Genomic DNA, 14,320 nt, shown 5'->3' on the forward strand with positions numbered 1-14,320 from the left:
CGTATCATTGTGAAAAAAATTAGTTTATTAGGGGCAACAGGTTCCATCGGATGGCAAACTTTTGATATTCTACTTGCCAATCCGAATGAATTTAAGCTTGTTGCATTTTCAGCTGGGCAAAATATTGAAAAGTCCCGTGAAATCATTAAAAAACTGCAACCAGAATTAGTTTCAATGCAAACAGAGGAAGCGGCAGGCACTTTACAAAAAGAATTCCCGCATGTTTCCTTTACATATGGAGAAAAAGGATTGGTCGAAGTGGCGACACATCCGGATTCGACAGTGCTTGTCAATGCGGTATTAGGCAGTGTTGGACTGGAATCGACACTTGCTGCAATCCGTATGGGGAAAACGATTGCGATTGCCAATAAAGAAACACTTGTAACAGCGGGACATCTTGTAATGGCTGAAGCGAAAAAATACAATGCCCCGATCTTACCGGTAGACAGTGAACATTCAGCTGTTTTCCAATCGATGAACGGTGAAAATAAAAAGCGTATCGAGCGCATTGTTTTAACGGCATCCGGTGGTTCATTCCGCGATCGAACAAGGGATGAGCTGGCAGGTGTAACAGTAAAAGATGCATTGAATCACCCGAACTGGTCAATGGGAGCCAAAATTACGATTGATTCAGCAACAATGATGAACAAAGGGCTTGAAGTTATTGAGGCACATGTACTGTTTGATATGCCATATGACAACATCGATGTGCTGCTGCACCGTGAAAGCATCATTCACTCGATGGTGGAATATGAGGATACAAGTGTCATCGCGCAGCTCGGAACACCGGACATGCGTGTGCCGATTCAGTATGCGCTTAGCTACCCGGATCGTTTACCGCTTGCAAATGGCCAACGTTTAAATTTGGCCCAAATTGGACAGCTTCATTTTAAGGAAGTGGATTTTGACCGTTTCCGCGCACTAAAGCTTGCTTATGATGCAGGACGTATGGGCGGAACAATCTTAACGGCGATGAACGCGGCAAACGAAGCTGCAGTTGCATTGTTTTTACAGGAAAAAATTACTTTTTTAGAAATTGAAGAATGTATTGAGCGTATTATGAATAGTCATAACAATATCGCTTTGCCAGATTTAGCAACTATTTTGCATGTAGACAGTGAGACGAGAAAAACAGTCGCAACCATGGTAAAATAGGAAAGTGTGAAAAACGGATGTGAAGAACGAAAAGGTGGACATCCCCTTTTGTACAAGCATGCCTTTTTTCAAAGAGCTTAATTGCTAGAAAAGATTGAGCGAAATACTATTCGGCTCAGTTCCAATGAAGGTGGGAGATTATGCAAACAGTTATAGCCTTTATTTTAATTTTTGGCTCACTCGTTTTTTTCCATGAGCTAGGTCACTTCTTATTTGCAAAGAAAGCAGGCATTATGGTGCGTGAATTTGCGATTGGTATGGGACCGAAGATTTTTGGGATGACGAAAGGAGAAACAGTCTATACGCTACGACTATTGCCGATTGGCGGTTATGTAAGAATGGCCGGCGAAGATACCGATACGGTAGAACTGCAGCCCGGTTACCGCGTAGCTTTAATAACGAACGAAGAAAATATCGTAGAAAAAATCATACTCAACCAAAAAACACATTACCAGAACGTCATCTTTTTAGAAGTAGAGCGTGCAGATCTGGAACGTGAACTTTGGATTGAAGGTTATGATGAGGATGACCAGTTCATTCGCTACAATGTATCGCGGACAGCAAGCGTCGTTGAAAATGGTACGGAGCAGATGATTGCACCGCTTGATCGCCAATTTAATTCAAAATCTGTTGGTGCTCGTGCAATGGCAATTTTCGCGGGTCCATTGTTCAACTTTATTTTAGCGTTTTTCATCTTCTTGATTATCGGGCTCATTCAGGGGATTCCTTCCGATGAACCGGTCATTGCCGAAGTTGTGGACAATTCTGTTGCAAGCAGTGCCGGATTGGTCGATGGCGATAAAGTCGTCAAGGTGAACGGGCAGTCGATTTCAACTTGGGAGGAACTATCCGAACAAATTTTCGACAATCCAAACAAAGCCGTAACATTCGAAGTGGAACGTGCAACGGGCAATGAAATAATTGAACTGACACCAAAAGCTGTGGAACAGGAAGGCGGTCCAGACTACGGACAGATCGGCGTTATGCGTTCCATTGAAAAAAATCCGCTGCAAGCCGTAGTTTACGGTGTGGAAGAAACATATAACATGATTATTACAATCGGGACACTTGTCGGCAAACTGATTACAGGCCAATTCTCGATTGATGCATTATCAGGCCCGGTAGGAATTTATAAAACAACGGAAACGGTCGTCACTTTCGGTTTATATAATATTCTATACTTTGCGGCGATGCTGAGCGTCAACTTGGGGATTATGAACTTGTTACCACTACCGGCACTTGATGGTGGCCGTTTACTTTTCTTCGCTGTGGAAGCAGTAAGGGGAAAACCGATCGACCGACAAAAAGAAGGTATGGTTCATTTCGTCGGAATCCTCCTCCTGATGATCCTAATGGTCGTCGTAACATGGAACGATATCCAGCGATTCTTCTTTTAAAATTTATTAAGATGATTTAACTGGATGGAAATCAACCCCATGTCAGATGCAGAATCTCTTTTAAACAAAATACGTTTTAAAATGGCAGCTTTGAGCGTTTTGTATGAATAATACTAGCGTTCAAAGCTAAATTTGATTAGTATTATAAAGAGCAGCAATTTAAATAAAAAAGGTGGCACTATTTATGAAACAGACCAAAACGTTTATCCCTACTTTAAGGGAAAATCCATCCGATGCAGACGTGAAATCGCATCGCATGCTACTGCGTGCCGGATTTATCCGTCAAAATGCAGCCGGAGTATATTCATACTTACCATTAGCGCGCAAAGTATTATTCAAAATCGAACAAATCATCCGTGAAGAAATGGAAGCAATCAATTCAATCGAGCTATTGATGCCTGCATTGCAACCAGCAGAACTTTGGCAGGAATCAGGTCGCTGGGAAGCATACGGTCCAGAACTTATGCGTTTAAAAGACCGTCATGACCGTGACTTTGCTTTAGGTGCTACACATGAAGAGGTCATTACTACTTTAGTGCGTGATGAAATCAAATCATATAAAAAATTACCATTAACACTTTACCAGATTCAAAGTAAATTCCGTGATGAAAAACGTCCACGCTTCGGCTTACTGCGCGGTCGTGAATTCATTATGAAAGATGCTTATTCTTTCCACTCATCACGTGAATCACTTGATGCGACTTATGATGATATGTACCAGGCATATTCAAATATCTTCACGCGTCTTGGCCTGAACTTCCGTGCCGTAATTGCGGATGCAGGTACAATTGGCGGTAAAGGTACACACGAATTCATGGTGCTTTCTGAAATTGGTGAAGATACAATCGCTTATTCGGATACATCGGATTATGCGGCAAACATCGAGATGGCAGAGGTTGTTGTAGAATATACAGCACCGACAACACCGATGAAAGACATTGAAAAGATTGAAACACCAGATCAAAAAACAATCGAAGAAGTATCGGCATTTTTAAATGTGGAACCTTCAAATGTGATCAAATCACTAGTTTTTGATATTGATGGTGAGCTGGTTGTTGTTTTAGCGCGCGGTGACCACGAAATTAACGATATTAAACTGAAAAATGCATTAGGTGCTACATCTGTTGAGTTGGCAGAGGACGCAGCTATTAAAGAATTATTAGGCTGTACTCCAGGTTCAATCGGTCCTGTGAAATTGCCGGTGAATGTGAAAGTGATTGCGGATAACGCAATCAAATCGGTCCGTAACGGCGTTGCAGGTGCAAACGAGGATGGATTCCACTTATTGAACGTCAATCCGGAGCGCGACTTCGCGATCAGCTCTTATGAAGACATCCGTTTCATCCAACAAGGTGACCCATCTCCGGACGGCCAAGGTATCATCAAGTTTGCAGAAGGCATCGAAGTTGGACATATTTTCAAATTAGGTACAACCTATTCAGAAAAACTAAATGCAACATTCCTTGATGAGCAAGGGAAAGCACAACCTTATATTATGGGATGCTATGGTATCGGGGTTTCTCGTATACTTGCTGCAGTTGCGGAACATTTCCAGGATGAGAACGGATTTGTATGGCCTACACAATTAGCGCCATATGACTTGCAGCTAGTACCGGTCAATGCAAAAGACGAAGCACAAGTTCAATTAGCGGACGAGCTTTATGGTGTACTGAAATCATACCGCTACGAAGTGTTATATGATGACCGTCCAGAACGTGCCGGCGTAAAATTTGCGGATGCAGATTTAATCGGATTACCTGTTCGTATTACAGTAGGTAAAAAAGCTTCAGAAGGACTTGTGGAAGTGAAATTCCGTTCAACAGGCGAATCTGCAGAGTGGGCGAAAGAAGAAGTAGTCGATCGCTTAAACGAATATTTCCGCCAAAACTAGTAATGATTAAGATAGAGAGAACGGGAAAGTACAATTTTTTATGTACTTTCTTTTCTTTTTCATTGGATGTGGAGGGGCCGACTTTGATCGGTGTGGCGGTCAGTATTTTGACATGCCCGGCGAATCCCTTAGCCTCCCAATGAAAACAGTTATTGAAAGGGTGAAATAATTGTCAAAACAGGAAGGAAGACAAAAATTCCTACTTTTGTTACAGCAGCTTGAATTGACTGATGATGTCTATATGTCCTTTTTTGAAAATGGAACACTCGAACGTGTAACGGTTCATAAAAAGAAACGTATTTGGGACTTTAAAATTAAAATAGAAAATATATTGCCTTATCAGGTGTATCAGTTACTGCGTATGCGGATGGTCGAGAAGTTTTCTCCTATAGCCAATGTGTTACTGACAATCGAGTCGCATAATCCGGTAGTTAATGAGCAGCATATTTTGGATTATTGGCAAGTAGTCATTGAGCAATTGGATGAAATGTCGCCGCTCCTGCGTGCAAATTTATCGAAGCAAACACCGAAATGGACAGGACATAAGCTTATTGTGACATCGATGCTCGAAGTCGAATACTTGTCATTAAAAGCGAAATATACAGATAAAATTGCCGAGTCGTACAAAACATTCGGTTTCCCTCATATCCCGCTGGAGTTCCAGCTTGTAGAGGAAAATGATGAATTTATCGCACAGCAAGAAGCGTTTTACCAGCAGCGCAGGGAAGAGGAAGAGCGATTGTCCAAACAGGCGATGGCCGACTTTGCGACACGTGAAAAAGAAAAGGCGGCCAATCCGGGTGCAGTTTCCAATGGAGATACACCATTCCAGATTGGAGCACTCATTAAAAATCCGGATCCGGTCGAAATCCGTACAGTACTGGAAGAAGAACGCTCGATTGTACTGGAAGGGTTTATTTTTGCATGTGATATTAAAGAACTTCGAAGCGGTCGATCATTGCTTGAGTTTAAAATTTCCGACTACACCGACTCACTAATGGTCAAAATGTTCTCAAACGGTGATGAGGATGTCGCGAAGATGAAGCAGATGAGCAAAGGGATGTGGGTGCGTGTACGCGGATCCATTCAGCTTGATACATTTGCCCGCGATCTGGTCATGATGGTAAAAGACATCAATGAAATCAAGCGTGAACCTAAAAAAGACCATGCTCCGGAAGGCGAAAAGCGTGTTGAGCTCCACCTGCATACACCGATGAGTCAAATGGATGCGATGACATCTGTCGATAAACTTGTCGCACAGGCAGCCAAATGGGGACATCCTGCAATTGCGGTAACCGACCATGCAGTTGTTCAGGCATTCCCTGAAGCGTATGCTGCCGGCAAGAAAAATGGCATTAAAGTCATTTACGGCGTGGAAGCAAACTTAGTGGATGACGGAAAACCAATTGTTTACGATCCGATTGATGTGGACCTTGAAGATGCTACGTATGTCGTATTTGACGTAGAGACGACCGGCTTTTCGAATGTGTATGACACAATTATCGAGCTGGCGGCAGTTAAAATAAAAAATGGTCAAGTCATTGATACATTTGAACGTTTCTCAAACCCGCACCGTAAATTAACAGCAAAGATTATCGAGCTGACACATATTACCGACGATATGCTCGTCAATGCACCAGAGCTGAGTGATGTCATCCGCGAATTCCATGATTTTATCGGCGATGGCGTTGTTGTCGCGCATAATGCAGCGTTTGACTTAGGCTTCTTATATGTTGCCTACAAAAATGCGGGCATAGAAGTTCGCCACCCGGGGATCGATACGGTCGAGCTTTCCCGACTTGTCAACCCAGGGCAAAAATCGCATAACTTAAAAACATTGACGAAAAAATACAATATCGAACTAACCCAGCATCACCGTGCCATTTATGATACCGAAGCAACAGGTGAGCTCTTCTTGCATCTATTGAAGCAGGCAGCCGATTTAGGCATTAAAAATCTGATTGAAATGAATGACCATGTCGGCGGTGAAGAAGGATACAAACAGTCACGTCCAAGTCACTGTACGATTTTGGCGGTAGATGATGCCGGACTGAAAAATCTGTTTAAGCTAATCTCTATCTCGCATACGCAAACATTTTACCGTGTACCGCGTATTCGCCGATCCGATTTGCAGAAACTGCGACAAGGTTTGATTGTTGGCTCAGGCTGCTCGAATGGTGAGCTATTTGAAACGATGATGAATAAAACGCAGGAAGAAGCAGAGCGTATCGCAAAATTCTATGATTATTTGGAAGTCATGCCGAAACCGGTCTATTCTCCATTAGTGGATGGCGGTACGGTGCATGATGAATGGGCATTGGAAGACATTATCCGCCGTATCGTCAAGCTTGGCAAAAAGCTGAACTTACCGGTTGTAGCTACTGGAAATGTCCATTACCTGCATGAAACCGATGCAAAGTTCCGTCAAATCCTTGTTGGTTCAATGGGTGGGGCAAACCCGCTGAACCGGAATCCTTTACCGAAAGTCCATTTCCGTACAACGGATGAAATGCTGAAGGAATTCGACTTTTTAGGTCCGGATTTGGCGAAGGAAGTTGTTGTGACAAATACGCAGCTAGTTGCCGATATGATCGGCGATGTAAAACCGATCAAAGATGATTTATATACACCGAAAATTGAAGGATCGGATGATGAAGTAACGAATCTGACATATGAAATGGCACATAGCATTTACGGCGAAAATTTACCGGAAATTGTACAGGCACGGATCGATAAGGAACTGAAATCCATTTTAGGGCATGGATTCGGGGTAATTTACCTGATTTCCGCAAAGCTCGTAAAAAAATCGCTCGCTGACGGTTACTTAGTAGGTTCGCGTGGTTCTGTAGGATCATCCCTTGTCGCGACATTTATGGAAATTACCGAAGTGAATCCGCTGCCTCCGCATTATGTTTGTCCAAGCTGCAAGCATTCTGAGTTTATCGCGGATGGTTCGGTTGCATCGGGCTATGACTTACCGAACAAACAATGCCCGGAATGTGGTGCCCCGTTTAAAAAAGACGGCCAGGATATCCCGTTCGAAACGTTCCTAGGGTTCAAAGGAGATAAGGTACCTGATATCGATTTGAGTGCGACACGTTGCTAATTGAAAAGATTAGCCACCAATAAGGTAGAACTGCTATTTCGAAGTATGGAATGAAGGAGTAACTTCCTGAAACATGCTCGCTGAAGCTACGACATGCAAGCAGATGACTGCAAAACTGAAACTTGTATGAAGCTCGTTAAAGTAGGCTAAAGTTCACCCAAACAGCTCGGCTGTGGAAAGAGAGTAATCTTGTGAATGATAGGCCTGGCGTCTATAAACTTTCTATGGTTAGAATCAGTAGAATCACTGGGACGAACCCTCGACTGACTTTTCGTGAATGTCACGCGGTAGAAATGCTGCGGAGTCCAAAGTAGGACTTCTAGGTGTGGATGAGTAAGCGTTTGGTTATGAAAATCCATCTTGTGTTACAGGCACATGCAAGCCTAGCGGAATTTAGGGGGAACCTAAGGAAAGATGTACAGATAGAAATAGTGGAACGTGTGAAGCTCCGAACGTAAGAGACAGTTGCATGTCAATGACGACGGTACGAGGAAAGGCTTTTAGCTATAACTCGTTTTAACGGAGTGGCAGTAGTGCCGTAGTACTGATGATGAAATGCCAATGATGACTGAATAACAAATAGGTCGGAGGAAAAAACATTTCTGAGGGAAGGGCACAAGTCGTTAGTGTTGAAAACAAACCTACACAAGTCAGATTCTAGTATGACTAAAGAGAACGAAAGCTCATAGGGAGTGATTAGTTGGCTGACTTAATGATACAAAAATTAAGAAACAATGAATATTTTGGGTTACAAACAACTTTTGATAATCTTTATGAAGAAAGCAAAAGTGGTCGATATTTTACAGACCTTTATGAATTAATTATTTCTAAAGAAAACATTCAACTCGCCTTTCGAAACCTGAAGAGTAATACAGGTAGTAAAACGAAAGGGACAAACGGACACACAATTAAACACCTGAACAAAATGAATGCTGATAAACTAATCAAACTTGTTCGAAAAAGACTGGAAAATTATTCACCACATGCAGTTAGAAGGTTGTTTATACCAAAACCTAATGGAAAGATGCGACCTCTTGGTATCCCGACAATTGAGGATAGACTAATACAGCAAATGTTCTTACAAGTATTAGAACCAATTACAGAGGGAAAATTCAATCCACAAAGTTATGGATTTAGACCGAAGCGAAGCACACATGATGCACTCGCAAGATGCTATCATATGGTGAATCATAGCCATCAACATTACGTTGTTGATATTGACATTAAAGGTTTCTTCGACAATGTGAATCATAAAAAGTTATTGAGACAATTATGGACGATTGGTATTAGGGATAAAAAAGTATTAGCAATAATTAAGAAGATGCTTAAAGCTGAAATTAGTGGTGAAGGAATACCACTGAAAGGAACCCCACAAGGAGGTATTTTATCTCCATTGCTTACAAATGTAGTTTTAAACGAGTTTGACTGGTGGATTTCAAATCAGTGGGAAACGAAACCGACAAAAGTACCTTACAAGTTAAAACGCAATAAAACGGACGCTCTTAAAAAGACGAAACTAAAGCCTATGTATTTAGTTCGATACGCAGATGATTTTAAAATCTTCACAAATTCTTATCAAAACGCCTGTAAGATCAAAGTAGCTGTTAAGAAATGGCTAAAGGAACGACTAGGGTTAGAAATTAATGAAGAAAAAAGTAAAATTACAAACTTGCGAAAAAACGGTACAAACTTTTTAGGGATTCGATTTAGAGCGGTACAAAAGGGCAATTCGAAAACGGGATACATCGTTAATTCGAAAATGGACCCTAAAGCAAAAGAAAAGGTACAAGGTGTAATTAGGCATCAATTGGTAAAGCTAAGAAAAAGCCCTACTCCACAAAAGGTGATGAATTTTAATGCAAATATTATAGGCCTGCAAAATTATTATAAAATCGCTACCCGAATATCGCAGGACTTTAATGAAATAAGGCATAAAGTTCATCCGAATATTAAGTCACTTCTATTTAGAAAGATTTTTGCTAAGACAAAAGAATCAAATGGAGTGATTGATAAGTTTTATGGGGATTACAATTATCCACGTTTCAAAAGCAATGGATTACTGGTCTATCCTATCGAAGCGGTTCGACATGATATACGAGGACAGCGCAAGCCTGAATTCACGATTTACAATGAAATTGATAGGAAAGTAATTCATAAAGATTTAAAACAAGTGTCTGTTAGAGAAATTGAAATGTTTCGTAAAGGAATATATAAATCGAAAAGTGTTCTGTATGAGAATAACCGTCTAAGTAAGTATGTAGCGCAAAAAGGTTGCTGTGGAATTACTGGTGAGCGATTAACTCCTCATCAAGCAATATGCCACCACAGAAAACCGACAGCTCAAGGCGGCTCAGATGAGTACGATAATTTAATTATTATCAACAAGCAATATCATACAATCATTCATCATTCAGACCCGTTAATAAATAAAGATTACCGAAAGATAATAAGTAAGTTCGAAGTAAAAGCATTAAATAACTTAAACAGACTAAGAACGGAAGTAGGAAATCCAAAGCTTAGTCTATAACATTCAACAAAACTAACGATGGAACGCCGTGTGAGTGTGAAAGCCTCATGCACGGTGTGGGACGGGGGAAAAGCTGGTGATAACTTCAAAGGCTTACCTATCGTCATACTTCTCCGGCGAATATCAGCCACAGGCGCATAACTATACGAAAGTGCTGTTCGGTGAAGATTATGTATTCCGTGCCGGAACGATTGGTACGGTCGCTGAAAAGACGGCCTATGGTTATGTAAAAGGATACGGAAGCGACAATGGCATCACTTACCGAAATGCGGAAGTAGACCGCCTTGTGCAAGGATGTACAGGGGTAAAACGTACAACAGGACAACACCCTGGGGGCATTATCGTAGTACCGGATTATATGGATATTTACGACTTCTCGCCAGTACAGTTCCCTGCGGATGCCCAGGATTCAGAATGGAAAACAACTCATTTCGACTTCCACTCGATTCACGATAATATTTTAAAGCTCGATATACTCGGGCACGATGATCCGACCGTCATTCGTATGCTTCAGGATTTATCCGGAATCGATCCGAAAACAATCCCGACAGACGATCCGATAGTTATGAAAATTTTCAGTTCGACGGAATCGCTCGGTGTGACGGAAAAGCAAATAGGTACGAAAACAGGAACGCTCGGAATTCCGGAGTTCGGGACAAAATTCGTACGCCAGATGCTTGAAGAAACAAAACCGTCGACATTCAGTGAACTTGTTCAGATTTCAGGACTGTCACACGGTACAGACGTATGGCTTGGAAATGCACAGGAACTGATTAAAGACGGCACTTGTGTATTAAAAGAAGTAATCGGCTGTCGTGACGATATTATGGTTTATTTAATTTATCAGGATCTGGAGCCGTCATTTGCCTTCAAAATTATGGAATCCGTTCGTAAAGGTAAAGGGTTAACAGATGAAATGGAAGCAGAAATGCGTGCAAAAAAAGTCCCGGAATGGTATATCGATTCTTGTAAAAAGATAAAATACATGTTCCCGAAGGCCCATGCGGCAGCCTATGTACTAATGGCCGTACGTATTGCCTGGTTCAAGGTGCATCACCCGATTCTTTACTATGCGGCGTACTTCACGGTGCGTGCGTCGGACTTTGATTTAATTGCGATGACACAAGGTTCTGTCATGATCCGCAAAAAAATCGATGAGATCAATATGAAGGGGCTCGATGCGGCGCCAAAAGAGAAAAGTTTACTGACAGTGATGGAACTTGCACTGGAAATGTGCGAACGCGGCATGAGCTTCAAAAAGGTTGATTTATACCGTTCACAGGCGAGTGAATTCATCATTGAAGGTAACTCATTGATTCCGCCATTTGATGCGATTCCAGGTCTAGGTACAAACGTAGCGAAACAAATTGTTGAAGCACGTAAAAACGGAGAGTTTTTATCGAAGGAAGATCTGCAGCAGCGCGGCCGTGTATCGAAAACGTTAATCGAGTATATGGATGAGCTTGGATGTCTGGAAGGAATGCCGGATGCCAACCAGCTATCATTATTCTAATGTTTGGATTGACCAAAAGAGCGGATTTTGTGTTTACGGATGCATAATCTCTTAAATGTTGTTAATTCTATCTGTTAATAGGCAAAATTTGCATTAGGATAGCCTTTGTGCTATGCTGAGTGTAATAATTTGTTGATAGTTCACCAGCAAAAGAGTGGGGTTTCCCGCTCTTTTCTGTTGTTTACACAACTATTTAATTCCGATGAGCAAGTGTTCTGATCATTTGTACAATGGAGTTGAACCTTTGGCGAATATCACAAATTTTAAAATGAAAAAAATGAAGTCCGTCAAAAACGTCGTATCTTACGGCAATGACTGGCTGACCCACGTCCTGTGGGCCTCAAAAGAAATCTGGACGCAATTGCATATTGATGTAAATGTCTCCATTTTTTTCAATGAAAACTCGTCTTTTGTTTAACCAATACTATGAAGATTTAAAACAAACAAAGACGTTAGGGAGGATACGATGAGCAAAGTTACGTCGATCATTGAAGAGCTAGTGACACCGATCGTGGAAGAGCTTGATTTGGAATTAGTTGATATCGAGTTCGTGAAAGAAGGACGCGACTGGTTCCTTCGTATTTATGTTGACACACCTGAAGGCGGCATTGATATTTTACAATGTGCACAAGTGAGTGAACGTTTAAGCGAGAAGTTGGATGAAAATGATCCAATCGAGCAAAACTATTACTTAGAGGTTTCTTCACCAGGAGCAGAACGTCCGTTAAAGAAACAGCAGGACTTTGAAAAAGCAATCGGCAAATATATTTATGTAAAAACTTATGAACCAGTTAAGGATTTAAAAGAATTCTATGGTTATTTACGCGCATATACAGATGAATTTTTAGAAATCGAATTCCGTATTAAAACACGTAAAGTTACAGTACAAATTGAAAAAGAAAAAATTGCGCAAGCGCGTCTTGCTATCGATTTTTCAGATAAGCAAATTTAGGAGTGAAAACAAAAATGAGTAGTGAATTACTAGATGCCCTAACTGCCCTTGAAGAGCAGAAAGGTATTTCAAGAGATGTATTAATTGAGGCGATTGAGGCGGCTTTAGTAACTGCGTACAAACGTAACTTCAACCAGGCGCAAAACGTTCGTGTGGATCTTAACTTAGCGACAGGTTCAATGGTTGTTTATTCTCGTAAAGACGTAGTAGAAGAAGTAGAAGACGATCGTCTGGAAATCGCATTGGAAGATGCGAAATTCATTAATGCAGCTTATGAAATTGGTGACGTCGTAGAAGAAGAGGTAACACCACGTAACTTCGGACGTATCGCGGCACAGACTGCTAAGCAAGTTGTGACACAACGTGTTCGTGAAGCGGAGCGCGGTTTAATCTATGAAGAGTATGTAGACCGTGAAGATGACATCGTAACAGGTGTAATCGAACGCCAGGATGCACGCAATATTTATGTGTCAATCGGTAAAGTGGAAGCGGCATTGCCTGTCAACGAACAAATTCAAGGTGAAGTATATAAGCCAACATCACGCATCCGTGTTTACATTACAAAAGTTGAGCGCACAACACGTGGTCCACAAGTAATCGTATCTCGTACACATCCTGGATTATTGCGCCGTCTGTTTGAGATGGAAGTTCCGGAAATTTATGATGGCACAGTTGAAATCAAATCAATCGCGCGTGAAGCGGGAGACCGTTCAAAAATTTCTGTATATGCACATAATGAAGAAGTAGATCCAGTAGGTTCATGCGTTGGAGCAAAAGGTGCCCGTGTGCAGACAATTGTAAACGAATTAAACGGTGAGAAAATCGATATCGTTGAATGGTCAGAAGATCCGGTTGTATTCGTTGCAAACGCACTAAGCCCTTCAAAAGTCCTTGACGTTCAGGTGAATGAAGAAGAAAAATCAACAACAGTTGTTGTACCGGATTATCAATTATCACTAGCGATTGGTAAGCGCGGACAAAACGCTCGTTTAGCAGCAAAATTAACGGGCTGGAAAATCGATATCAAGAGTGAAACAGATGCACGCGAATTAGGAATTTATCCTTCTGAAACGAGCACATTCGTTCCACGTGAAGATGAAGAAGAAGTACAATTTGATTTATATGGTGATGACGAAGAATAAGCCGTCATTTGGAATGATTTTGCAAGGAGGGTAAGCAATATGGTCGTTAATAAAAAAATTCCTTTACGCAAATGTGTCGCAACAGGCGAGATGCTTCCGAAAAAATCAATGATTCGCGTCGTTCGTTCTAAAGAGGGCGAAGTGACTGTTGATATAACAGGAAAAAAATCCGGTCGTGGAGCATATGTTTCTAAAACGGAAGATGCTGTTGAACTGGCGCGTAAAAAGAATATTTTAGATCGCCAGCTTGATGCAAAAGTGCCGGATGATGTGTATGAGGAGCTGCTAACGCTAATCCGCAGGGAGTCGATTTTATGACAAACCCTGCCTTGCTGCAGCTATTAGGTTTAGCGGCACGTGCACGAAAAACAATATCCGGAGAAGAGCTTGTCGTAAGGGAAATTCGCAGCGGCAAAGCGAAACTTGTCTTTTTAGCTTCGGATGCTTCGGCCAATACGAGCAAAAAGATTCAGGATAAATGTACGTTTTATAATGTTGAGTATTATGTTTTCGGAGATCGATATGATCTTGGACATGCTACCGGGAAGGAAGCCCGTGTAGCGATTGCTATTACAGATAGCGGATTTGCTAAAAAAATGTCTAGTCTACTCAACGAAAATTAATCGGGGGTGAGCAG

At 41.5% G+C, this 14,320-nt stretch carries 8 protein-coding genes and 2 pseudogenes; all 10 read left to right on the forward strand.

Features of this window, described 5'->3' with window-relative positions; genetic code table 11:
* Nucleotides 1–9: 9 nt before the first annotated feature.
* The 10 genes and pseudogenes from dxr to MKZ25_RS05110 all read left to right on the forward strand — a co-directional run bounded on the left by dxr (nucleotide 10) and on the right by MKZ25_RS05110 (nucleotide 14,306).
* Nucleotides 10–1,155 carry a 1-deoxy-D-xylulose-5-phosphate reductoisomerase gene (gene dxr, locus MKZ25_RS05065; RefSeq protein WP_340800495.1) on the forward strand — a complete coding sequence of 382 codons (1,146 nt, stop codon included), beginning with the start codon at nucleotides 10–12 and terminating at the stop codon, nucleotides 1,153–1,155.
* 140 nt (nucleotides 1,156–1,295) lie between these two features.
* The gene (rseP, locus tag MKZ25_RS05070; protein WP_340800496.1) at nucleotides 1,296–2,552 is read left to right on the forward strand and encodes an RIP metalloprotease RseP; all 1,257 of its coding nucleotides are present in this window, start codon (nucleotides 1,296–1,298) and stop codon (nucleotides 2,550–2,552) included.
* Between the two features lie 184 nt (nucleotides 2,553–2,736).
* Nucleotides 2,737–4,443 carry a proline--tRNA ligase gene (locus MKZ25_RS05075; RefSeq protein ID WP_340800497.1) on the forward strand — a complete coding sequence of 569 codons (1,707 nt, stop codon included), beginning with the start codon at nucleotides 2,737–2,739 and terminating at the stop codon, nucleotides 4,441–4,443.
* Between the two features lie 169 nt (nucleotides 4,444–4,612).
* Nucleotides 4,613–7,534, forward strand: a pseudogene (locus MKZ25_RS05080) (PolC-type DNA polymerase III); the annotation flags it as partial.
* A 715-nt stretch (nucleotides 7,535–8,249) separates the two neighbouring features.
* The gene (gene ltrA, locus MKZ25_RS05085) at nucleotides 8,250–10,076 is read left to right on the forward strand and encodes a group II intron reverse transcriptase/maturase (protein WP_340800498.1); all 1,827 of its coding nucleotides are present in this window, start codon (nucleotides 8,250–8,252) and stop codon (nucleotides 10,074–10,076) included.
* 109 nt (nucleotides 10,077–10,185) lie between these two features.
* Nucleotides 10,186–11,589 (forward strand): annotated as a pseudogene (locus MKZ25_RS05090) (PolC-type DNA polymerase III); the annotation flags it as partial.
* 466 nt (nucleotides 11,590–12,055) lie between these two features.
* Nucleotides 12,056–12,541, forward strand: coding sequence for a ribosome maturation factor RimP (rimP, locus tag MKZ25_RS05095; RefSeq protein ID WP_079525284.1), 486 nt, complete (start codon nucleotides 12,056–12,058; stop codon nucleotides 12,539–12,541).
* Between the two features lie 14 nt (nucleotides 12,542–12,555).
* A complete protein-coding gene (gene nusA, locus MKZ25_RS05100; RefSeq protein WP_340800500.1) occupies nucleotides 12,556–13,683 on the forward strand; it encodes a transcription termination factor NusA in 1,128 nt (375 codons plus the stop codon).
* A gap of 39 nt (nucleotides 13,684–13,722) precedes the next feature.
* On the forward strand, nucleotides 13,723–14,001 hold the full coding sequence (rnpM, locus tag MKZ25_RS05105) for an RNase P modulator RnpM (protein WP_340800501.1): 279 nt from the start codon (nucleotides 13,723–13,725) through the stop codon (nucleotides 13,999–14,001).
* A complete protein-coding gene (locus tag MKZ25_RS05110; protein ID WP_340800503.1) occupies nucleotides 13,998–14,306 on the forward strand; it encodes a YlxQ family RNA-binding protein in 309 nt (102 codons plus the stop codon). Before rnpM ends, MKZ25_RS05110 begins: the two co-directional genes overlap by 4 nt.
* The last annotated feature ends 14 nt before the right edge of the window (nucleotides 14,307–14,320 follow it).

It is taken from the genome of Solibacillus sp. FSL W7-1464, assembly GCF_038004425.1.
GTDB lineage: Bacteria > Bacillota > Bacilli > Bacillales_A > Planococcaceae > Solibacillus.

What these genes read in the sequence shown, in the direction of transcription:
- rseP (WP_340800496.1), top strand. Translation starts at nt 1,296, where the DNA reads ATGCAAACAGTTATAGCCTTTATTTTAATTTTTGGCTCACTCGTTTTT.
- MKZ25_RS05075 (WP_340800497.1), top strand. Translation starts at nt 2,737, where the DNA reads ATGAAACAGACCAAAACGTTTATCCCTACTTTAAGGGAAAATCCATCC.
- rimP (WP_079525284.1), top strand. Translation starts at nt 12,056, where the DNA reads ATGAGCAAAGTTACGTCGATCATTGAAGAGCTAGTGACACCGATCGTG.
- nusA (WP_340800500.1), top strand. Translation starts at nt 12,556, where the DNA reads ATGAGTAGTGAATTACTAGATGCCCTAACTGCCCTTGAAGAGCAGAAA.
- rnpM (WP_340800501.1), top strand. Translation starts at nt 13,723, where the DNA reads ATGGTCGTTAATAAAAAAATTCCTTTACGCAAATGTGTCGCAACAGGC.
- MKZ25_RS05110 (WP_340800503.1), top strand. Translation starts at nt 13,998, where the DNA reads ATGACAAACCCTGCCTTGCTGCAGCTATTAGGTTTAGCGGCACGTGCA.